Raw genomic sequence first — 21,603 nt, 5'->3', positions numbered from 1 at the left:
CGTCTTAATTGGCGGTCGGTCCGGGGTTACTTTGGCTTTGATTGACGTCGCGTGGCTTGCGACCGTCGCGGTGACGATGCCGCGTCTGGTCGGCCTCGGGCGGTGTGTCGTTCGGGGTTGCGGACGCGGCCGGTGTCTCGGCCGGAACATCCCCCGTGTGGCCGCTGGCGGGCGCCGATCCCGTCGCGCTTGTCGGGATCATGGGCTGGCCCGCAGCATTCGGCCGTGCGGTTTCGCCTTGTTTGCCGGACGGCACGGCTTCGCCCCCACCGACGGGTGCGTCGGAGGCGCCGGCCGATGCCGTCGCGGTCGAGATCGTGACCTTCGAACCATCGGTCAGCCGTGTGAAGCCGGTCGTCACCACCGTGGCCGGCACCTCAAGCCCTGCCGTCACGACGCTATCGGTCTCGGTCTGCCGCCCCACCGTGACCGGCTGCATCTTCACCGTTTCGGCGTCGCCGACCACATAGACGAAGCTGCCATCGGGACCGCGCTGCACCGCGGAGGTCGGCACCACGACGACATGCGACAGCATATCGATATAGAGCCGCACGTTGACGAATTGACCGGGCCAGAGTTGCAGCTTGTCGTTCGGAAAACTGGCCTTCAGCTTCACGGTTCCGGTGGTCTGGTCGATGGTATTGTCGATCACCTGCAGCACGCCGGTATCGATCACCTTCCGGTTGTCACCATCCCGCGCCTCGGCTTTCAAGGATCCACGCGCATTGGAGGCGTTGACGGAGGCAAGATATTGCTGCGGCAGGTTGACGATGATGGAGATCGGCCGCACCTGCGCCACCGTGACGATTCCGGTCGTATCCGACGCATGGACGATGTTGCCCTGATCCACCAGCCGGATACCAGTGCGGCCATCGATTGGTGACCGGATCGTGGCGTAGTTCAATGTCGTCTTGGCGCTATCGATCGCGGCTTGATCCTGCTGCACGATCGCCTGTGTCTGCGTCACCAGAGCCTTCTGCGTATCGGCCTGCTGGTGCGAGCCATATTGGGTCTCGGCCAGCTTTTGATAGCGGATCAGATCGACCTGGGCATTGGCCAGAATGCTGTCGTCCTGGGCTTTTTTGGCGACCGCCTGATCATAGGAGGCCTGATAGGTGGCCGGATCGATCCGGGCCAGGATATCGCCCTTCTTGACGTCCTGCCCTTCTTGGAAATCCACCTCGATCAACTTGCCGTCGACCTGCGTCTTGACCGTGACGGTGTTGGTCGCCTGCACGGTCCCGAGAATGTCTGCCGTGACCGGCAGGTCGGTGTAGCGGGCCTGCGCCACAAGCACCGGCGTCGGTCCGCCGAAGCCGCCTCGACGTCCGCCGCCTGCGGCCGATTTTCCCGCCGCGCCACCCGAGCGATGCCGGCCAGCGCCCTGCCCCAGAGCCGCGCCGTCAGCGGCGGTCGAGGCCGTCTCGGTCTTGGCCCACGGCAGATGCGGCAACCAGGGCATAGCATCGCGCAGCCAGACGTAACGCTCGGCCAGGAAGACCGTCGCGACCGCCACAAGGACGAGCAGGAACAGAAACCGTTTCAATGACACTCACCGCTTGGCTTCAAGTCGGCCCCAGCCCGGGTGCCCAGGGCGGACCGACGCTCGGGATCGGGGGCTGGCCGAGAAGCTCATGCGTCTCGGTCGCAGCTTGATTGGGCGGAACGATGGCCTGTCCCGGTATGCCATAGGTCAGGGGCGCCGGAAATGCGATCGCCGGCTCGACCGGCCCGGTTTTTGGATAGACCCAACCGCCGCCGAGCGCTTGCGCCAAGCTGGCGATGGCTTGGAAACGAGCCAGTTTCGCAACCGCGACCGCGTCCTCAGCCCCAAACAGCGTCAATTGAGTGTTGAGCACGGTCACGATATCGATCGTGCCGAGCTTCAAACGCTCCTTTGTGATGTCATAGGCGCGGCGCGAGGAGACCACGACATCGGCGAGAAGCTTTTCGTGTTCGAGGTTGCGGCGGATCGCCACCAGGGCGTTTTCGACGTCGACGAGCGACTGCAAAATCGCTTTGCGATAGGTTTCGAGATCCTCACGGCGCACGCCCCGCGTCTGGTCGAGGTTGCCTTGCAACGTGTAGCCGTCGAACAGCGGTTGCGTCAGGCCGCCGGCGATCGTGCCAAACAGCGCCTCCGGCTTGAGGAGATTCTGTAGCAGTGCACTTTCGACGCCGCCATTCCCCGTGAGCGTGATGGAGGGAAAGAAGGCGGCCCGCGCCGCCTGTACGGTGGCGTCCGCAGAGGCCAGCGTCGCCTCGGCCGAGGCGATGTCGGGTCGCCGCCGCAGCAACTGGGACGGAACGCCGGCCGGAATGCGAGGCGAGCGCAATGCGTTGAGCGAACCGCCCGCGACATGAACGCTTTCGGGCGTGCGCCCCATGAGGATGGCGATCTGCGTCCTGGCCTGATCGGCCTGTAATTGAAGCAGCGGAATGGTCGCCAATTGCTGGTTGACCACGCTCTCCTGCTCGGCAACCTCCAAAGCGGTGACGGTTCCGACCGTGAGGCGGCCCTTGATGGCTTCCAGCACCTCACGGGCGCTCCGCACGTTCTCCCGCGCGATCCGCAGCCGATCCTGAGCCGACAGCAGAGTGAAATAGGTGCTGACGACCGAGGCGACGGACGACAAGGCCACGGTGTCGCGCGAGAACTGCGACGCGAGAGCGTTTTGCTCCGCCGCGACGCTCGTATAGGCATTGCGGCCCCAGAAATCGACCTCGTAACTCGCTGTCAGGCCGAGCTGGAACAGGTTGCTGGCCGAGCCTCCCGCGGTTCCCGAGCCACTCCGGAAAGTGGTGGAGGGCGAGAACGTTCGCTGCGCGTTGGCGCTGCCGGAGAGTTGCGGAAAGAGGGCGGCGCTTTGCTGTTCGACCTGAGCTTGCGCCTGCACGATGCGGGCTGCGGCTGCCGCAATGTCGAGGTTGCCGCTAGCCGTGCCGGCCGCAAGGCGCGTCAACTCCGGCGAGCCGAACAAACCCGGCCAATCGGCGCTGATCGGCGGTGCGGCTTTCGGGCCGCCGTAATCGAATTTGGCCGGCGTGGCGATCCCGAGCGCCGGCTTAGTCTCGTCGAACGTGCACCCGGCCGTCGCGCCAGCCAGGACGATGACGAGACATGTGGCCCGCGTGCTTTTGAGGGAGCGACGCGTCACCCGAGCGCGCTCGATGTCCGGATCGGAAAAGCTGAGCTGGAATTCACGATCACTGAGACTCACGACACTGAGGGGGCGCACCCGCAGCCATGTTTAAGGTCGAGTGACCGGGAATTGGCAAGCGCATGAACCTCGCGGACGACAGTCTCTTGTGAGCCGTGTCGCAAAAGCATCAGGCAAAATTAATCGACGGGGTCGCCAAGAAACTTTAAGGCTTCCTCAAGACGTCAATTGGGCGTCGACATGGTGTTTGGATGAAGAGATGAGTTTAGGCGACAGGCCCACCACGACGACGACTGCGGCAACGCCACTCACGCCACGACCGATCTCGGCCGGCGTCCGAATCGGACATGTCCATCTGAAGGTCGCTGATCTCGATCGGTCGCTCGCCTTCTACTGTGGCGTCCTCGGGTTCGAACTCATGCAGCGGTTCGGGTCGCAGGCGGCCTTCATCGCCGGCGGCGGCTACCATCACCAAATCGGCCTCAACACCTGGGAGAGCAAAGGCGGATCGCCTCCACCGCGCGGCAGCACAGGGCTCTTCCATCTTGCGATCCTGTATCCGACGCGCGCCGAGCTCGCGGATGCGCTCCGTCGCTTGATCGACAACAAGGTGCCATTAGACGGAGCAAGCGACCATGGCGTCTCCGAAGCGCTCTATTTGAACGACCCCGATCAAAATGGCGTCGAACTGTATTGGGACCGCCCGCGCAAGGAATGGCCGCGCGATGCAGATGGCCAGATCGCCATGGTGACGGCGGCGCTCGATCTCCGCAGTCTCCTGCGTGAGCCGCCCCTCACCTGAGGGCTGAGGTCACGAGGGATTGGGCCAATGAAGGCTTAGCCAACGTGAGCCGTTAAGCTCATCCCGCTTCAATCATAAGGCTCAGCCCGCTGGAGCCTAAAGGGCTCAAGCCATGATGGTACCGTCGACCGGCGGCCTGATGTCGTCGAGACGCGCTTCGAGAGCCGCGATCCGCCGCTTCAAGGCGTCGTTCTCGTCGCGGGCCAGGGAAGCCATCTCGCGCACGGCTTCGAATTCCTCGCGCGTCACGACGTTCATGGTCGAGAGAAGACGCTCCGTCTGGGTCTTGACGACGGTTTCGGCCTCGCGCCGAACCCCCTGCGCCACACCGGCCGCGTCGGTCACGAGACGGGCGAAATCGTCGATGAAGCGGCCGCTTTTCTGAGACATTTCGAACTCCTGATTGGGCCTCGCATCTAGCACGCGCACCAGATGAGGCCAAGCAGAGCGGGCCACCCGTGCCATCATCACGGCGCTGAGCTGCGGTCGCCGTCGAGACGCTGCACCGTGCGCAGGGAGGGAAACAGCCGGGACCAGAGCACCGCCACCATGATGGTGCCGAGACCGCCGACCACGACGGCCGGGACGGTGCCCAACAGCGCCGCCGTCATCCCGGACTCGAACTCGCCGAGCTGGTTGGACGTGCCGATAAACATCGAATTGACGGCGCTCACCCGGCCGCGCATCGCATCGGGCGTCTCCAATTGGACAAGCGTTCCCCGGATCACGACGCTGACCACGTCCGAAGCACCGAGCAGGACGAGCGCCGCGAGCGACAGCGGAAACGAGGTCGACAAACCGAACACGATGGTGGCGAGGCCGAACACCACGACGGCCGCGAACATGGTCAAACCCACATGTCGACGAAGCGGATGGCGCGCGAGGAGGATCGAGGTCGTCAGAGCGCCGACCGCCGGCGCGCCCCGTAACAGGCCGAGCCCGATGGGCGACGTATGGAGGATGTCGCGCGCATAGACCGGCAACAGCGCCGTGGCACCGCCCAGCAGCACGGCGAAGAGGTCGAGCGAAATGGCGCCCAACACGATCGGATGATCGCGGATGTAGACGAAACCGGACAGGAGTGATTCGATTGTGACGGGTTCCCGGCGGGGCGTTACTCGCGCCATGGCGATGCCACCGACCAGAACACTCGACACGAAGAACAAGACCGCCACGGTCCCATAGGCGGAGGCCGAACCGAGCACGTAGAGAAAGCCGCCGAGCGCCGGGCCGATGATGGTCGCGGTTTGCGTCGCGGAGGCGGAGAGCGCCAAGGCGGAGGGCAGCAGCGCCAACGGGACGACGCCGGGCAGAAGCGCCGAGACCGTCGGGCTCTCGAACGTCCGGCATGCCCCGAGCACCGCGACGGCGGCGAAAATTACATGAACGCTGAGCCAGCCCTCGTAGCTGCCGACGGCAAGCAAGGCCGTCGCACAGCCTTCGACCATCTGGCAGATCCGGACCACGATCCGTCTGTCGTAGCGATCGGCGACATGGCCGGCCGGGATCGTCAGCAGCAGCATCGGCAGAAATTGCATCAGGCCCACAAGCCCGAGTTCGACCGTGCTACCGGTGAGACTATAGACCTGCCAGCCGACCACGACCGCGGTCATCTGAAACGCGACCGTCGAACTCACCCGTGCGGACCAATACCGCACGAAAGACGGGCGGCGCAGCAGGGCGGGCGCTTCGATCTCGAGATCTGGAACCGTCACGGGCGATCCCTCACCGAACCGGAGCGCAGCGCTATCGCCCCCGTCGCTTGGTCTTGCCCTTCGCCGTGCTTGTGCCGAACTCGCCGAAGCCGAGATCGCCTTCGGGCGCGCCATCACCGGAAGGTTCGCGCGGCGTCGCCGGAGCCGCGACCGGTTTCTTGGCGCTTTTGGCGTCCGGTGCGGACTTATCTTCGAACTTGATCGCCATTCGGTCCCATTCCAATTCACCCTGGAGCGACGAGCTGTCGGTTCGATCGGTCATGCCATCGACGCGGCTCACGCGATCTGCATGATCTCTGCTGTAAGGTGGATCGACAGAAGATCAAACGGAAACCAAGACCTCGATGCGGACTTTCCTCACTTCTCCGATCAAGCGACAACCTCGCCGTGACCGGATGCCGGCATGATCTCGTCGCCCCATGCGAGCCGGGCCGCCCCGACGCTGGCGATCATCGGAGCTGGGCCGGCCGGCCTGATGGCGGCCGAGGTCGCTGCCGAGGCCGGTGCCAACGTGACGGTCTACGATCGCATGCCGTCGGTCGGCCGCAAGTTCCTGCTTGCCGGCCGTGGCGGCCTGAACCTCACGCATAGCGAGCCACTCGAGGCCTTTGTCCCGCGTTACGGCTCGGCCGCAGCCGTCTTGCGCCCTGCTCTCGACGCCTTCGGGCCGGATACGCTTCGAGCCTGGAGCGCGGCGCTCGGCCAAGCCACCTTCATCGGGTCGAGCGGTCGGGTGTTTCCCGCGAGCTTCAAGACATCGCCGCTTCTCCGCGCCTGGTTGCGGCGTCTCGATCAACGCGGCGTGACGTTCAAGCCGCGTCACCGCTGGACCGGTTGGACCACGGATGGCGGCCTGCTGTTCGAGGGGCCGGACGGCGCCGCTGTGGTCGCTCATGCCGACGCGACTCTTCTGGCGCTCGGCGGCGCGACGTGGCCGCAACTCGGCTCGGATGGCGCGTGGGTCGCGCCGTTGCGACAGGCTGGCGTCGATGTCGCGCCGTTGCGCCCGGCAAATTGCGGCATGACGGTCGATTGGTCAGTGATGTTTCGCGAACGATTCGAGGGGCATCCACTCAAGAACGTCGCTTTGACCGGCGCGGGCCAGACAGTGCGGGGAGACGCCATGGTGACGAGGGCGGGGCTGGAAGGCGGCGCGGTTTATGCGCTGTCGGCTCCCCTCCGGGATGCTATCCAGGCGCAGGGAGGCACGACCCTGCTGGTGGCGCTGCGGCCGGACATCGACACCCCGACGCTGGCGCGCCGCCTCGGGCATCGTCCCTCGAAGCAATCCTTTTCGACCTATCTCCGCAAATCCCTGAAGCTCTCGCCAGCGGCGATCGGCCTGGTGCAGGAAGCACATCACGTTGCTGCGGCGACGGGCCACACGGAGCCTTTGGCCGACATGAGTCCCGAACGGCTGGCGGCCTTGGTCAATGCCGTGCCGGTGCGCTTGACCGGGACGGCTCCGATGGCGCGCGCCATCTCCAGCGCGGGCGGCATCCGCTTCGATGCAATCGGCCCCGATTATATGCTGAGGACGCATCCGGGCGTCTTCGCGGCTGGTGAAATGCTGGACTGGGAAGCCCCGACCGGTGGCTACCTGCTCCAGGTAAATTTCGCGACCGGGGCGGCTGCGGCCCGTGGAGCTCTCGCCTGGCTCGCGGCCGGTGGTTCCCGCGCTCCGTAACGCGTGCAGGCCGACGGCTCTTTCTGCAGCCGCGGTTTCGGATTAAATGGAAGCAATGCCTCCCGTCAGTTCACCCCTCGCGAGACCTGTCTATGACCGAGATGCCCGCCGCTCTGCATCGCTCTGCCGCGCAATTCCAGTGGGATGATCCGTTCCGCCTTGCCGAGCAATTGAGCGAGGACGAACGGATGATCGGTGACACGGCACGGGCTTTTGCTCAGGAGAAGCTGCAGCCGCGCATCGTCGACGCTTACGCTCATGAAAAGACCGATCGGGCGATCTTCGAGGAGATGGGCTCGCTCGGCCTGCTCGGCGTGACGCTGCCGGAGCAATATGGCGGGGCGGCCGCATCCTATGTGGCCTATGGGCTGGTGGCGCGCGAGGTCGAACGGGTCGATTCGGGCTACCGCTCGATGATGAGCGTGCAATCCTCGTTGGTGATGTACCCGATCCATGCCTATGGCGACGAGGCGCAGCGCCAGCGCTACCTGCCGAAGCTTGCCAGCGGCGAATGGGTGGGATGTTTCGGCCTGACCGAGCCGGAGGCAGGCTCCGACCCGTCCGGCATGCGGACACGCGCCGAGAAGATCGACGGCGGCTATCGCATCACCGGCGCCAAAACCTGGATCTCCAACGCGCCGATCGCGGATGTGTTCGTGGTCTGGGCAAAGTCGGACGCCCACGAGGGCGCGATCCGCGGCTTCATCCTCGACAAGGGCGCCAAAGGTCTGTCGGCGCCGAAGATCGAGGGGAAGCTGTCGCTCCGCGCCTCGATCACGGGCGAGATCGTGATGGAGGGCGTCGAAGTCCCCGAAACCAGCCTGCTGCCGAACGTGGCGGGCCTCAAGGGGCCGTTCGGCTGCCTCAATCGCGCCCGCTATGGAATCGCCTGGGGCGTGATGGGAGCGGCCGAGGATTGCTGGCACCGCGCGCGCAGCTATACGCTCGACCGCAAACAATTCGGTCGGCCGCTGGCCGCCACCCAACTCGTGCAGAAGAAACTCGCCGACATGCAGACCGAGATCGCGCTTGGCTTGCAGGCGGCTTTGCGCGTCGGCCAATTGTTCGACGCCGGCCAGATGGCGCCCGAAATGATCAGCCTGATCAAGCGCAACAATTGCGGGAAGGCGCTCGATATCGCCCGAATGGCGCGGGACATGCATGGCGGCAACGGCATCGTCGGCGAATACCACGTCATTCGCCATGCCCAGAACCTTGAAACCGTCAACACCTACGAGGGAACGCATGATGTCCATGCGCTGATCCTCGGACGGGCGCAGACCGGCATTCAAGCCTTCGGCTGACACGTTTCGGGCTGCGCCGTCCCCTCCCCGCTTGCGCGGGTTTCGGGTCGCGCGGCCTTTCCTTACTGCAGTTCGGACATGTGCCTTGGCGATCGTAATCCGCTTGTTTCCGCTTTGGACCGTCCTCGTGGCGGTGGCGGCCTATTTGTCGCCAACCACGTTCCGCCCCGTGTCGCCCTATGTGGCGCTGCTTCTCGGTCTCATCATGTTCGCGATGGGTGTGTCGCTGAGGATCGCTGATTTCAAACGCGTCTTCGTGCAGCCAGGCCCGGTAATCGCGGGTCTCGGCCTGCATTATCTCATCATGCCGCTCGCAGCCTATCTGATCGCCCATGCGCTCGATATGCCGCCAGAGATCACGACCGGTATGATCCTGGTCGGCAGCGTGGCGAGCGGCACGGCTTCGACCGTCATGGTGTATTTATCGGGCGGCGACGTGGCGCTCTCCGTGACCATCAGTGCCTTCTCGACGCTCGTGGGCATCGTGGCGACGCCGCTGCTGACCCGCCTTTATGTCTCGGCCGATATCGCGGTCGATACGGTGGGGCTTCTCGGCAGCATCGTCGAGATCGTGGCTCTGCCGGTTGCGCTCGGGCTTGTGGTCAATCACCTCGCATCGAGGCTTGTGCGCCGGGTCGAGCCCCTGCTGCCGCTCGTGTCCATCGCGGCGATCCTGCTGATCATCGGCGCGGTCGTCGGCGGCGCTCAGCCCAGTATCGCGGCGGTCGGCCCCCTCGTGATGGTCGGCGTCATCCTGCACAATGGCGTCGGGCTGCTTGGCGGCTACTGGGGCGGGCGTCTGCTCGGGTTCAACGAGAGCGTCTGCCGAACGTTGGCGCTCGAAGTCGGCATGCAGAATTCGGGTCTGGCGGCAACGCTCGGCATCAAATATTTCTCGCCTCTCGCGGCGTTGCCGGGCGCCATCTTTTCGGTGTGGCACAATCTGTCCGGCTCGTTGTTGGCGGGTGTTTGGGCCGGTCGACCGCCTTTCAAGCCGGACGCGACACCGATTGAACGCATCGCCTGACCGGCCATGGCGTGACCCAACGCGGCGTTTCCAGCCCATACGCTCTTGTGTCAAAGGCTTCCGATGCCGATGTCAGGGGTCACACGCGCGTCGATCGCGCCTCCTTCGGAGTTCACGATGCCTGCATTTTCCGTGCTCGACCTGGCGCCCGTCCCGCAAGGGTGCACGCCAGGGGACGCGCTGCGTCGCACGCTCGACCTAGCCCAACATGCGGAAGGTTGGGGCTATAACCGCTACTGGGTGGCCGAACACCACAATATGGTGGGTATCGCCAGCGCCGCGACCGCTGTCGTCGTCGGTTATATCGCAGGTGGAACACGCACGATCCGGGTCGGATCGGGCGGCATCATGCTCCCGAACCACGCGCCACTCGTGATCGCCGAACAATTTGGCACGCTGGCCTCGCTCTATCCCGGTCGTATCGACCTCGGGCTCGGGCGCGCACCCGGCACAGACCAACGCACGCTGCGGGCGTTGCGTCGTGATCCTTCGGTGGCGGATAATTTTCCGCAGGACGTGCTGGAGCTGCAAGCCCTGTTCGGCCCCCTCCAGCCCGGGCAGACAATCCAGGCCGTTCCGGGAACGGACCTGAACGTTCCGCTCTGGATCCTGGGCTCGAGCTTGTTTGGCGCTCAACTGGCCGGCATGTTGGGCCTCCCCTACGCGTTTGCGTCGCATTTCGCGCCGGATGCCTTGATCCAAGCGCTCGCGATGTACCGGGCCAAGTTCCAGCCGTCCGATCAACTCGAGCGCCCCCATGCCATGGTCGGCGTCAATGTCGTTGTGGCCGAGACCGACGCCGAGGCGCGCCGCCTCTTCACGTCCATGCAGCAAGCTTTTACCAACATGTTCCGCGGCACGCGCGGGCTGCTGCAGCCGCCGATCGACGACATCGACACCTATTGGAACCCGGCCGAAAAGGCTCAGGCCTCCAACATGCTCGGTTGTTCGTTCGTCGGTTCACCCGAGACGGTGCGACGCGGGCTCGACCGTCTGATCGAAAACACTGGCGCTGATGAATTGCTCGTCGCCTCCGCGATCTTCGATCATGGCGCCCGTCTTCGGTCGTATGAGCTGCTCGGCGAAATGCAGGCAGCGTTCAATCGGCAGATGGCTTACGCCTGACGCGCCTCGCGTCGTCGAGGTGGTTTGACAATCCGGGGAAGATCGCGATCTATCGACGCGGTCTACCGGATCAGATCGGACCATCGATATGGCGCAAGAGACGGTCCTCCCCAGCGCGACCGGGGCATCGCCCTTGATGCCCCGCTACGACCAGATCTTTCCCACGCTGACCCAGGGGGAGATCGATCGGCTCCGGCCTTATGGAACGATCCGACACTACGAGGATCGTGACACCCTGTTCGAAACCGGCGAAGCGAGTTGCGGCCTCTTCGTGATTCTGGCGGGCCATGTCGCCATCACGCAACGCGATGGCCTGGGTCATGTCGTCCCGATCGTCGAGGAAGGCCCAGGGCAGTTTCTCGCCGAGGTCGGTCAATTGTCGGGGCGACCGGCTCTCGTCGATGGGCGCGCCCTTGGTGCCGTCGTTGTCCTGCTCATCCCGCCCGATCATCTCCGCCGCCTTCTCATCGGCGAGGCCGATCTCGGCGAGCGGATCACGCGGGCCCTCATTCTAAGACGGGTCAATCTCATCCAGAGCGGAGCGGGCGGGCCGGTTCTGGTCGGCCCAGCGACATCGAACGGCATCCTTCGCCTGCAGAATTTTCTCACCCGCAACGGCCTGCCTCATCACGTGCTCGACCCTTCGGCGGACCCGGAAGCCGGGGATGTCGTGGCCCGTTATGCTCCTGCGGCGCAAGATCTTCCGCTCGCCATCTTTGCGGACGGGACAGCCATTCGGCAGGCCACGGAGGAGGCGATTGCGGCCAAGCTTGGCATGATCGCCTCCGGCGCGCGAGATCGGATCTACGATGTCGCGATCGTCGGTGCCGGGCCGGCCGGCTTAGCGACGGCCGTCTACGCGGCCTCGGAGGGCCTCTCGGTTCTGGTCTTCGACGAGCGCGCCTATGGCGGACAGGCCGGGGCCAGCGCCCGCATTGAAAACTATCTCGGCTTTCCGACCGGCATCTCCGGTCAGGCCTTGACCGGACGCGCTTATGTTCAAGCCCAGAAGTTCGGGGCCGAAATGATGATCCCGTGCCCGGTCAAGTCGCTCGATTGCAGAAACGCCAGTTCGACCTTCGCGCTCGTGATCGACGACGGCGCGCCGGTCTGCGCCCGGTCGGTGGTGGTGGCCACCGGCGCGCGCTACCGTCGGCCAGATATCCCCTCCCTCGCGACGTTCGAGGGGCGTGGTGTCTGGTATTGGGCCTCCCCGATCGAAGCGCAGCTCTGCGCCGGGCAGGATGTCATTCTCGTGGGAGGTGGCAATTCGGCCGGTCAGGCGGCCGTGTTTTTGTCTGGCCACGTGAAGTTGGTCAAGATGATGATCCGCGGCGACGACCTCGCCGACAGCATGTCGCGTTATCTGATCGACCGGATTGAGGCGGCATCCAACATCGAATTGATGCGCCGAACCGAGATCATCGGACTCTCCGGACAGCCAGAGGCCTGGCTTGAGCGGGTGCGGTGGCGCGAGGGGCGGGACGGCGACGAAATTGAGGCGGATATCCGCAACGTCTTCCTATTTATTGGCGCCGATCCCGCGACCGGCTGGCTCGCGGGATGCGATGTCACGATCGACAAGGCCGGGTTCATCCTGACGGGCGAGAACCCGACCGACACGGGCGCATCCCCGTTGCAATCCAGCATCCCTGGCGTGTTTGCGGTTGGCGACGTTCGCTCCGGATCGGTGAAACGGGTCGGAGGCGCTATTGGCGAGGGCGCGCAGGTCGTCGCCGCAATCCATCGCTATCTCGCCGATCGCCCGATGACATCCATGGCGCAGGAAAGCGCTTTCGCGATCAGTGAAAGCAGACCAGAGCCTTAACGTCCTGTGGAATAACGTGCCGCAACGTCTGATTGTGGCCAGACTCGGAGAGTGACATGGCGGCGGTATGCGTCCTCGCGGTACTGATCGGCAGTGCTTTGGCGGTGTTTATGCCGGCGATCCAATTCGCAATCGGGCTTCTTCTTGCCACGTTGCTCGGTAGCGTCGTGGCCGTCACCCAGAATTTTCCGATCGCCACGGTGTTGTTCTGGGCCGCTCTTCTCTTCGTGTGTTGTCAGGTCGGCTATGGCTTGGGACTTGGCGGTCTGGCCCTGACGCATGGGAAACGCGGTCGCAAGGCGCAAGACACGCGATCCAGCGAGACGGAGATGTGGCCGACGACGCTGTCACGCGACGTGAAGAAGGACCGACCTCGCACGTGACGCCCACGTGTCGTCAGGCGGCCGGTAGAAACTCGTCCGAGGCGATCGCGACATCCCACTCTGGCCCACTCTGCCGCGCCAAACTGGACGCGATGAACCGCCGCATGTGATCGTCGAATCGTGCCGTGCTGAACCGGCCCGCTTTTGCCGCGATATCGAGGGGATCGAGATCGAGCGTCTCACATCGATCACAGGCTGCCAGAATGTCGTCGCTCGTCTGACGCATGAAGAACGTCCCGGTCTCGCCCTCGATCACCGTCTCCGTCGCACCCCCGCGACCATAAGCGATGACGGGGCGCCCGCTGGCCATACACTCGACCGGCACGATGCCGAAATCCTCCTCGCCCGGGAAAATCAGGGCGCGGCAGCGGGCGTAAAGATGGCGAAGCCGCTCGAAGGGTTGTGGCCCGAGCACCATGACGTTCGAGGCCGCCATCGCTTTGATCCGGGCCAGCATCTCGCCACCGCCGACGATCACGAGCGTCTTCCCCGAGCGGTTGAAGGCTTCGACTGCGAGATCCGGCCGTTTGTAGGCCACGAGCTCGCCAACCATCAAATAATAGTCCTCGACCTCGTCGCGTGGCACAGGCGAGAATGCTTGCACGTCGACCGGGGGATAAATGACGGTGGCGTCGCGGCGGTAATAGGTCTGCAGCCGTTGCGCGACGGTTCGCGAGTTTGCCGCAAACCGATGCACGCGGGTCGCCGAAATGGCATCCCAGGTGCGAAGATAATGCGAGATGGGTGGCATCAGCAGTTTTGTGAGCGCACCGCTACGATCTCGGTAATCGTGGAACATGTTCCAGATGTAGCGCATCGGAGAGTGGCAGTAACAAACATGCAACGCGCCAGCCGGAGGGATGATGCCTTTACTCGGACCTGACTCACTACTGATAATGAGATCATAGCCACGCAAATCGAGCTGTTCGAGCGCCATCGGCATCAGCGGCAGATAGGATTTGTAGTTTTTGGCGGCGCGCGGCAACTTTGAGATGAACGAGGTCTCGACCCGATGCGCATTGATCGTGTCGGAGATCGCGGACGGCACATAGACATGCGTGAAAATATCGGCCTGCGGATAAAGTCGGCAGAGCGCCTCGATGACTTTCTCGCCACCACGCATGCCGACGAGCCAATAGTGGATAATTGCGACTCGCATATCGGGTCTCGCTGGCCGAATCGGTGACGTCATTCGTCGTTGATCCTGGCTTTGCACTCCTATGCCCAATTGGCCGATCTTCTGCAATCCTAAGTTGTTTTCATAAATCCTCATGGCTCTCCCTTGCAGGCATGGAAATGAAAGCGCGCCCGCAAAATCAGGCAGAGTCCCGCTCTATCCCATTGTCTTATTTATTTTAAATCTTAATTTGTTGCAGTGCAAAAACTGATTGAATTCGATTCAAATGCCAATTAGGAGTTTTTTAACGCAATCTAGGGTTGAGGCAATCGTCGTGATTGACAGTAGTAGCACGACCATCACGGCCTCGACGACATCCGGCCGCGCAACGTCCTCCGGGGACTATGCATTTGAGACGCGTTCCACTTCGAAAAGCCTGAAGCGCGGGCTCGATGTGAGTGTCGTGGTCTTTGCACTCATTGTTTTTCTTCCGCTTATACTGACAATCGTGGCGTTGCTGGTCCTAACCCAAGGTCGCCCGATCCTCTTTCGACATCATCGGGTCGGCCGCGGCGGAAAAGTGTTCCCGTGTTTTAAATTTCGCACGATGGCGGTCCAAGGAGACGATATTCTCCGCCGGCATCTGGCCACCAATGCAGAGGCGCGTTCCGAATGGGACGAGACGCGGAAATTGAAGAACGACCCGCGAATCACGCCACTTGGCCATATCTTGCGAAAGTCGAGCATCGACGAGTTGCCGCAATTCATGAACATCTTGCGCGGCGAGATGAGTCTGGTCGGTCCCCGGCCGATTGTCGATGACGAGATCAAGTATTACGGGCCGCACATCCAGCATTACTACCGTGTTCGTCCGGGATTGACAGGCGCCTGGCAGATCGCCGGTCGCAACGACGTGTCCTATTCGACGCGCGTTCAACTCGACTCGGATTACGTTGCCAATTGGAGCTTCGGGCGCGATCTGTCCATATTGGTTAAAACCGTCCCGGCCGTGCTTCGCTCGAAAGGCAGCTACTAACCTGCTTCGACGAGCGTATTTCCTCGACATCATTGCAAACAAGCCAGGAAGGCGGCGAGGCCGATGACGAGAACGTCCTTAAGAGCTTCGAGGCTCTGGGGCGACGGGATTACGGACGACTGTTGGTCCGAGATCGCCGCCGTCGAGACCTGGGCTTCCTGCGGCCCGGACGAGTATATCCGCTTGTTTCCGCGGCTGGTGCCGAAAGATGGTCGGCTCCCGTCCGCCCTCTCGGCCTATCTCGCAACGGGCGTGCTGGCACGAGCTTGGGGCTTGGGGCACGAGAGACTCAGGCTCCGTCCGCAGGGTTTACGGTCGGTCGGCGCCGAGGAGATCAGGCGCAAGGGCGCGCGCTGCCACGCTGAATGGTTCGCGAGCGACCCTTTTGCGACCCGATGGATCAAGCGCCTGGCTGGGCTGCGGTCTGAAGCAGGCGATGATGCGTTCGAGCAAGCCGCCTTGTCGCTCCTCGACGAGGTGGTCGACGAGACAATGGCCGAGCGCCTGCGCCCCTTCGATGGCACGACCGCAACCATGTTGGCATTTCATGCAGGCGTTCATCCCGCCTATCTATGGCCGGCCGCTACGCTGTCTCACGCGCGGGAAACGAGTGCCGGCTGGCTCGGGCATGTCGCGCGCGGTCGTCCGGCCCTGATGCCGCATGACGTAGCGGAATATTTTATCGACGTAATCGACCCCTGTCAGGGGAGCGACGGCGCCGTTCGAGATCCGGTGATCGGACAGTTGGTGCGTCGTAGCGTGGCGCCCAGCACCCTTCTCACGGCCGCGAGAATTGTCGTGAGCGGCAGCAGCGCCGTGGTGCATCGGCAGTTACCACCGCTCTGGCTGCGCAGCGCTCCGATATCGCCGTCCTTCTACGTCGCCGAAGGCAGTGCCGGGCCATGAGAATGGCGCCAGCACGCCTCGCGCCAGAGGGTCCATCGCCATTCGCAAGCCGACAGCCGACCAAGGATTGCGGCTTCGCGATCAATGGCCGCTTCTATACGCAAGCGACGACCGGCGTGCAGCGTTACGCCCGTGAGATCACCCGAGCGATCGATCGGCTCCTCGGTGAACAGAACCGGACCGGCACGGTCGTTCTCCCCGTCGACGATGTCCCGCTGCCGATCCTCGAAGCCTTGACGGTCCGGCGGCTCGGTCCGCTCGCAAGTCACGCGTGGGAGCAAGCGGTTCTCCCGCTTCGAACCCGCGAGCCTCTCTTAAATCTGTGCAACACCGCGCCGGTGCTTCGGCGCGACCAGGTCGTCTGCATCCACGATGCGAATGTCTTCATCCAGCCCGAAAGTTACGGCGCGGCCTTCCGCTACCTTTACCGAGGATTGCAACCCGCGCTCGCGAGACGCGCCATGCGGATCGCCTCGGTGTCGCGAACGGCGGCTCAACAACTCTCCGAGCATCTGCCCATCAAGGCCTCAGCCATTGCGGTACTGCCGAACGGCCACGAACATGCGTTGCAGTGGCGGTCCGCAGCCTCGACCCTGTTCCGGGATGATCCGATGTCGCGACCGTTCGTGCTTTTGCTCGGCAGTCGCGCCAAACACAAAAATGCCGATCTCATTCTCGGCCTCGCCGACGCTCTCGACGCGCGCGGGCTCGATCTGGTGGTTGCAGGGGGGCAGGCCGGCATCTTCGCGGCCCTGGCCGAGAGCCATGCCGCCAATATCCGGTGGCTGGGTGTCGTGTCGGACGATGATCTCGCGCTGCTGTTCTCGACCGCACTTTGCCTCGCCTTCCCCTCGTTCACGGAAGGATTCGGACTGCCGATCGTCGAAGCCATGGCGCTCGGTTGCCCGGTCGTCTCATCCGATCGCGCCAGCATGCCGGAAATCTGCGGCTCGGCGGCTCTGTTGGCCTCGCCCACCGATGCATCGGCTTGGCTGGCGCATATCACGCGACTTCGCGACTCGGTCGATCTCCGGCAGGACCTCGTCGGACGAGGTCACCAGCAGGTGAGGTTGTATTCTTGGGCGGCTTCGGCGCGCGGCTACCTCGACATGTTCGATGTTTGACAAAAACCAGCGGCGACCAAGGCGACCCTCTCGCGCTGGCCTGCAATCTCACGTTGTTATTTCTACCTCAAGTTGTATTGCTGCAGCCTGTGGTTCTGACAAGCTCGGCCCGGCTGAGGATGATCGATGAGGCCTTCATGAACGGGGTTACGGTTTTGGTCCCGCAAGCCGGTCCAGTCGCCCCACACGAGCCAACATCGCATCCGATCGGCGGCCACGACCCCGCAGGCTCACTCAACATCTGCGTCGTCTTTGCGACGAGAGGTCGTCCCGATAGTCTGAGCGCCGTGGTGGCTGCGCTCGACCATCAAACCCGTCGGCCGTCCTCGATCATTCTCTCCTGCACGTCGCGCGACGATGCCGGCGTCGCGGCAGACCGATCCGACGTCACTCTTTTGATCGGCCCGGCCGGCTGTTGCGCCCAACGCAACACGGCGCTTCGTCATCTGCCGATCGATACCCACATCGTGGTCTTCTTCGACGACGATTTCGTGCCGCATCCAAATTGGTTGAGAGCCGTTGCGGCGACCTTCACGGCGCGGCCGGATGTCAGTGCCATCACGGGACGACTGATCGCCGACGGCATCAAGGGTCCCGGTCTGTCCTTCGACGACGCTTGCGAGATGATCGAAGCCTTCGGTGACAAAGACCTTGATGCGATCGAGGAGCATTATAGCCCCTACGGATGCAACATGGCGTTCCGTGTTGAGGCGCTCGACGGGCTGACGTTCGACGAACGTCTGGTCTTATACGGCTGGCTCGAAGATCGAGACTTCGGCGCCGCACTCGCGAGACGCGGTGGGCGCTCGATCAAACTCGGCGCCGCCCTCGGCGTACATCTCGGGATCAAGACAAGTAGGATGCCGGGCAATCGGCTGGGTTATTCCCAGATCGTCAATCCGATTTACCTCTTCCGCAAGGGCCATATGTCGGTGTGGTCCGTCGCCGACCATCTTGGACGGAACATGCTCAGCAACCTTTTCGGCTCGTTTGCGCCGGAGCCTTACGTCGACCGCCGCGGTCGCTTGCGCGGCAATCTCGTCGGGATCGGCGATCTGGTGCGGGGACGCGTCGCGCCCGAACGAGCCGCCCAGCTTTGAACCAGCATAACGCCCTCGCCCGGCCATCCTGGCCAAGCCCGCATCCCATCACGGACGGCGCGGATGATCCTGCATCGGCTCGACCGGCAGAGGATGCGTCTCTGGTCAGCGTCCGTGACATGCTCGCCGTGCTGCACGCAAACCGACGGATGCTCGCCCTCTGGGTGCTGCTGTGCCTCGCCCTCGCAGGCGCCTACCTGTATTCGACCCCGCCTGAATATCTGGCTTCGACGCAAATCATCCTCGAACCCCGCCGACAATTTGCCGGAGCGCAGGATGCCGGACCGGGCTCATACCCCCGACACTCGATAGTGCCCAGGCCGAAAGCCAGATCCAGGTCGTCAAGTCGGAGCGGATCTTGCGCTTCGTTTTCACGACGCTCGATCTCGCTCATACGCCCGAATTCTCGACCCATGGTCGCGGCGTGAGGGATTGGTTGAGAGACCGGTTATCCGGCCTCATCTCGTCGCCATCGCGTGAGGCAGCGCCGGCGCTTGCGCCGTTGTCCGAAGAGGCACGCGCCTTCCAAGCTTTTTCGGATCGGGTCAGCGTGCGCCGAATCGGGCAATCCTATGTGCTCGAAATTTCCTATCGATCGTTGGAGCGGCAGCAGGCCGCCAAACTCGCCAATTCGATCACGGCTGCCTATATCCGCGATCAAATCGAGCTCAAGGCCAGCGCCGCCCAGCGCGGCAGCGAATATTTGCAGGGTCGTATCACGGACGTCCAAGCCGAGCAGGCCGCGGCGGCCGAAGCGGTGCGCCTTGGGACCGTGCCGGACATGCGGCTGCCGGATTCGGATGCGCGCGTCATCAGCGCCGCTTTGGAACCGCTCGGGAAAGCCTATCCACAAACCATGCTGGTGCTGGGTTTTGCGGCGGTGGCTGGGCTGCTCATCGGCCTATCGATCGCCGCGATCCGCTACGGGCTCGACCGGACGCTGCACTCGCCCAAGGATGTCTGGCGATCGGCCGGCATGGCCTGCCTTGGCCTGATCCCCCGCCGATCGGGGGGTTCGCGCCGCCGTTTGCAACGACCCCTCATCGCCCTCGATGAAATTTTAATCCATCCGGACTCGAACGTTTCGGCCGCCCTGCGGGTGAGCCGAACCGCGATCCTGGCCGCCAACCCGACATCGCGTCACCATGCGATCGGCTTCGTCGCATGGTCCCATCGCGAGGGCACCTCCACGATCGCCAGCAACTTCGCGCATCTCGTGGCGGCCGCCGGGGATCGCGTGACCTTGATCGATGGTCATCTCCATCAGCCAGGCCTCAGCCAGGCGTTGGCGCCTCACGCAGAAAGCGGTTTGAACGAGCTTCTGTCCTGCGATTCGACAAAAACCGAATTGCAACCTGTGCCGCTATCGGAAGCGCTGTCGTTCGTTCCGGCGGTGAGGAGCGGAACGACGAGCGACCCGAACATCTATCTCGGCTCACCCGAGATGCAGATCATCCTCGTGGCGATGAGGCAGGAACGGAGCGTCATCATCGATCTGCCGCCTCTCTCCGTGTCATCCGATGCTCAAGCCATCGGGCCTCATCTCGATGGTCTCGTCCTGGTGATCGAGGCCCATCGCACCACGAGCGACGAGGTCGCGATGGCAGTGACCGCATTACGGTCGACCAAGACGAGGATCCTCGGCATCATCTTGAACAAGACCACAGCGGGACAGCCGGACACGCGTGCTGCCGGGCGCAACCGCAGGGATCGATTCAGACGACACGATTAGAGGCTGCGACCCTGGCGAACCAATCGCCGGACGCTTTGACGACGCGGCGCTGTCCGTTGACAAAATCGACATAGACCAAGCCAAACCGCTGCGAATAGCCTTCCGCCCATTCGAAATTATCCATCAAGCTCCAGCAATGGTAGGCCCGCACCGGCACTCCGTCGCCAATCGCCCGAGCGAGTTGTTGCAGATGCGCCCGGAGGAAGGCGACGCGCTGAGGGTCATCGATATGCCCATCCGGCCCGGGCTCGGCGTTATAGGCCGCGCCATTTTCTGTAATTTCGATCGGCCGTTGCCCGGTGACGCCCCTCATCGTGGTGAGGATATCGTAGAAGCCTGGCGGATCGATCGCCCAGCCACCATCCGTCTTCTGGTCGGTGCCCGTGGCCCAATCGGCGCGAACATTCAGGCCGGGCATGCCGTTGCCTTCCGGCGCGTCGTGGACCGTGTAAAGCGTGTAATAATTAAGGCCGACAAAATCGAGGTCGGCCCGCATGATCGTCTCGTCGCCGGGGCGAAACCCGAGAAGCTCCGCTTGTCGCTCGGGAGGCAGCACGCCATCTGGGTATCGTCCCTCCAGCGCCGGAAGTACGAACCAGAGATTGAGGAACTTGTGCCAGCGTTCCGCTGCGGCGCGATCAGCAGCGGTGTCGGTCGCCGGCACCATCGGCGCGACATCCACAGCCGTGCCGACCTGCGCGTTTGGACGCACAGCCTTCAAGGCTCGAAACCCTTGGCCCTGAGCCAGATTGGCCGTGTGGGTCGCGCGCAGACAGGCAAGCGGGTCTTTCCGGCCTGGTGCATGGGCACCGTACCAATAGCCAACATGCGTGAAGGTCTTCGGCTCGTTCAGCAAGCACCAGTGGTCGATTCGATCGCCGAGCGCCCGACCGACGATCTCGACATAATCGGCGAAGCGATCCGCCGTATCGCGGTTGGGCCAGCCGCCCTCTTGCTCCAAGGCTTGAGGAAGATCCCAATGATAGAGCGTCACGAGAGGACGAATGCCCGCCTCGAGCATCGCATCGGTCAGCCGCCGATAAAAGTCGAGGCCGGCCTGATTCGGTGCACCGCGACCCGTTGGTTGGATGCGTGGCCAAGCGATCGAATAGCGGAACGTCTTCAAGTTGAGGCGTTTCATCAGGTCGATGTCGTCGGCATAGCGACGGTAGCTGTCGCAGGCGACATCGCCGGTGTCGCCATTGCGAATAGTGCCGGGCGTATGGGTGAAGCGATCCCAGATCGACTCACCCTTCTGATCCACGTTCCAGGATCCCTCGACCTGGTAGGCGGCGGTGGCGGCACCCCAAAGAAAGCCGTCCGGAAAGGAAACGGCGTTGGTGGGCGTGACGGTTTCGGCCAAAGTCCGATTGCCGCTTGCAACGCCGAGCCCCAACGTGCTCCCGGCCGCAGCAAGACCGGTCGAAACGAATTGCCGGCGATCCATGCAAAACTCCGTATCGACGCGCGATCCAGGCGCAAGCCTCGACCGACCTGCCGCATCATGCGACGCGAGCTTCTCTGCTTCAATCCCGAAGCGATCGAGGCGTTCCGCT

The 21,603-nt window shown here is 63.5% G+C and carries 20 protein-coding genes; 13 read left to right on the top strand and 7 right to left on the bottom strand.

All coding sequences use genetic code 11. From position 1 onward, the window contains the following. Positions 1–4: 4 nt before the first annotated feature. Positions 5–1,546: an efflux RND transporter periplasmic adaptor subunit gene (locus EY713_RS12000; RefSeq protein WP_245572699.1), complete on the bottom strand. Its 1,542-nt coding sequence runs from the start codon at positions 1,544–1,546 to the stop codon at positions 5–7. A 19-nt stretch (positions 1,547–1,565) separates the two neighbouring features. Next, positions 1,566–3,158 carry an efflux transporter outer membrane subunit gene (locus EY713_RS11995; RefSeq protein ID WP_165491111.1) on the bottom strand — a complete coding sequence of 531 codons (1,593 nt, stop codon included), beginning with the start codon at positions 3,156–3,158 and terminating at the stop codon, positions 1,566–1,568. A 262-nt stretch (positions 3,159–3,420) separates the two neighbouring features. Between EY713_RS11995 and EY713_RS11990 the strand changes: the two genes are divergently transcribed. Continuing rightward, entirely contained in the window at positions 3,421–3,963 is a 543-nt protein-coding gene (locus EY713_RS11990; protein ID WP_131115138.1) for a VOC family protein, read from the top strand. Between the two features lie 105 nt (positions 3,964–4,068). Here the strand turns inward: EY713_RS11990 and EY713_RS11985 are convergent, their stop codons facing one another. The 3 genes from EY713_RS11985 to EY713_RS11975 form a co-directional block, all read right to left on the bottom strand. Continuing rightward, the gene (locus EY713_RS11985) at positions 4,069–4,353 is read right to left on the bottom strand and encodes an accessory factor UbiK family protein (RefSeq protein ID WP_131115136.1); all 285 of its coding nucleotides are present in this window, start codon (positions 4,351–4,353) and stop codon (positions 4,069–4,071) included. A 77-nt stretch (positions 4,354–4,430) separates the two neighbouring features. Continuing rightward, on the bottom strand, positions 4,431–5,678 hold the full coding sequence (locus EY713_RS11980; RefSeq protein ID WP_245572698.1) for an MFS transporter: 1,248 nt from the start codon (positions 5,676–5,678) through the stop codon (positions 4,431–4,433). Between the two features lie 31 nt (positions 5,679–5,709). Continuing rightward, positions 5,710–5,958, bottom strand: a complete 249-nt coding sequence (locus EY713_RS11975; protein ID WP_131115132.1) for a hypothetical protein — start codon at positions 5,956–5,958, stop codon at positions 5,710–5,712. 123 nt (positions 5,959–6,081) lie between these two features. Between EY713_RS11975 and EY713_RS11970 the strand changes: the two genes are divergently transcribed. The 6 genes from EY713_RS11970 to EY713_RS11945 all read left to right on the top strand — a co-directional run bounded on the left by EY713_RS11970 (position 6,082) and on the right by EY713_RS11945 (position 13,032). Then, a complete protein-coding gene (locus EY713_RS11970; protein ID WP_131115130.1) occupies positions 6,082–7,365 on the top strand; it encodes a BaiN/RdsA family NAD(P)/FAD-dependent oxidoreductase in 1,284 nt (427 codons plus the stop codon). A 92-nt stretch (positions 7,366–7,457) separates the two neighbouring features. Then, complete coding sequence (locus EY713_RS11965) at positions 7,458–8,669, top strand: acyl-CoA dehydrogenase (protein ID WP_131115128.1); 1,212 nt, start codon at positions 7,458–7,460, stop codon at positions 8,667–8,669. 85 nt (positions 8,670–8,754) lie between these two features. Continuing rightward, the gene (gene panS / locus EY713_RS11960; RefSeq protein WP_131115126.1) at positions 8,755–9,696 is read left to right on the top strand and encodes a ketopantoate/pantoate/pantothenate transporter PanS; all 942 of its coding nucleotides are present in this window, start codon (positions 8,755–8,757) and stop codon (positions 9,694–9,696) included. Between the two features lie 117 nt (positions 9,697–9,813). Further along, positions 9,814–10,821 (top strand): LLM class flavin-dependent oxidoreductase, encoded by a 1,008-nt coding sequence (locus tag EY713_RS11955; RefSeq protein ID WP_131115124.1) that lies wholly within the window; start codon positions 9,814–9,816, stop codon positions 10,819–10,821. Between the two features lie 88 nt (positions 10,822–10,909). Continuing rightward, entirely contained in the window at positions 10,910–12,649 is a 1,740-nt protein-coding gene (locus tag EY713_RS11950; RefSeq protein WP_131115122.1) for an FAD-dependent oxidoreductase, read from the top strand. A 56-nt stretch (positions 12,650–12,705) separates the two neighbouring features. After that, a complete protein-coding gene (locus EY713_RS11945) occupies positions 12,706–13,032 on the top strand; it encodes a hypothetical protein (RefSeq protein ID WP_131115120.1) in 327 nt (108 codons plus the stop codon). A gap of 13 nt (positions 13,033–13,045) precedes the next feature. Here the strand turns inward: EY713_RS11945 and EY713_RS11940 are convergent, their stop codons facing one another. Then, the gene (locus EY713_RS11940; protein WP_131115118.1) at positions 13,046–14,191 is read right to left on the bottom strand and encodes a glycosyltransferase; all 1,146 of its coding nucleotides are present in this window, start codon (positions 14,189–14,191) and stop codon (positions 13,046–13,048) included. 244 nt (positions 14,192–14,435) lie between these two features. Between EY713_RS11940 and EY713_RS11935 the strand changes: the two genes are divergently transcribed. From EY713_RS11935 to EY713_RS11910, 6 genes are all read left to right on the top strand, one after another. Further along, positions 14,436–15,185 carry a sugar transferase gene (locus EY713_RS11935; RefSeq protein ID WP_131115116.1) on the top strand — a complete coding sequence of 250 codons (750 nt, stop codon included), beginning with the start codon at positions 14,436–14,438 and terminating at the stop codon, positions 15,183–15,185. Positions 15,186–15,248: 63 nt separating this feature from the next. Then, positions 15,249–16,091: a hypothetical protein gene (locus tag EY713_RS11930; protein ID WP_131115114.1), complete on the top strand. Its 843-nt coding sequence runs from the start codon at positions 15,249–15,251 to the stop codon at positions 16,089–16,091. Between the two features lie 2 nt (positions 16,092–16,093). Next, positions 16,094–17,215, top strand: coding sequence for a glycosyltransferase family 4 protein (locus tag EY713_RS11925; protein ID WP_131115112.1), 1,122 nt, complete (start codon positions 16,094–16,096; stop codon positions 17,213–17,215). Between the two features lie 137 nt (positions 17,216–17,352). Beyond that, positions 17,353–18,315, top strand: coding sequence for a glycosyltransferase family 2 protein (locus EY713_RS11920; protein WP_131115111.1), 963 nt, complete (start codon positions 17,353–17,355; stop codon positions 18,313–18,315). Positions 18,316–18,434: 119 nt separating this feature from the next. Beyond that, positions 18,435–18,743, top strand: a complete 309-nt coding sequence (locus tag EY713_RS23590) for a Wzz/FepE/Etk N-terminal domain-containing protein (protein WP_425374367.1) — start codon at positions 18,435–18,437, stop codon at positions 18,741–18,743. Then, positions 18,674–20,047 (top strand): polysaccharide biosynthesis tyrosine autokinase, encoded by a 1,374-nt coding sequence (locus EY713_RS11910; protein WP_165491110.1) that lies wholly within the window; start codon positions 18,674–18,676, stop codon positions 20,045–20,047. Before EY713_RS23590 ends, EY713_RS11910 begins: the two co-directional genes overlap by 70 nt. Here EY713_RS11910 and EY713_RS11905 read toward each other — a convergent pair. Beyond that, positions 20,031–21,494 carry a GH1 family beta-glucosidase gene (locus EY713_RS11905; protein ID WP_131115105.1) on the bottom strand — a complete coding sequence of 488 codons (1,464 nt, stop codon included), beginning with the start codon at positions 21,492–21,494 and terminating at the stop codon, positions 20,031–20,033. The genes EY713_RS11910 and EY713_RS11905 overlap by 17 nt on opposite strands. Positions 21,495–21,603: the final 109 nt, after the last annotated feature.

It is taken from the genome of Lichenihabitans psoromatis (assembly GCF_004323635.1).
GTDB lineage: Bacteria > Pseudomonadota > Alphaproteobacteria > Rhizobiales > Beijerinckiaceae > Lichenihabitans > Lichenihabitans psoromatis.
This window is presented reverse-complemented; position numbering and strand designations above follow the sequence as displayed.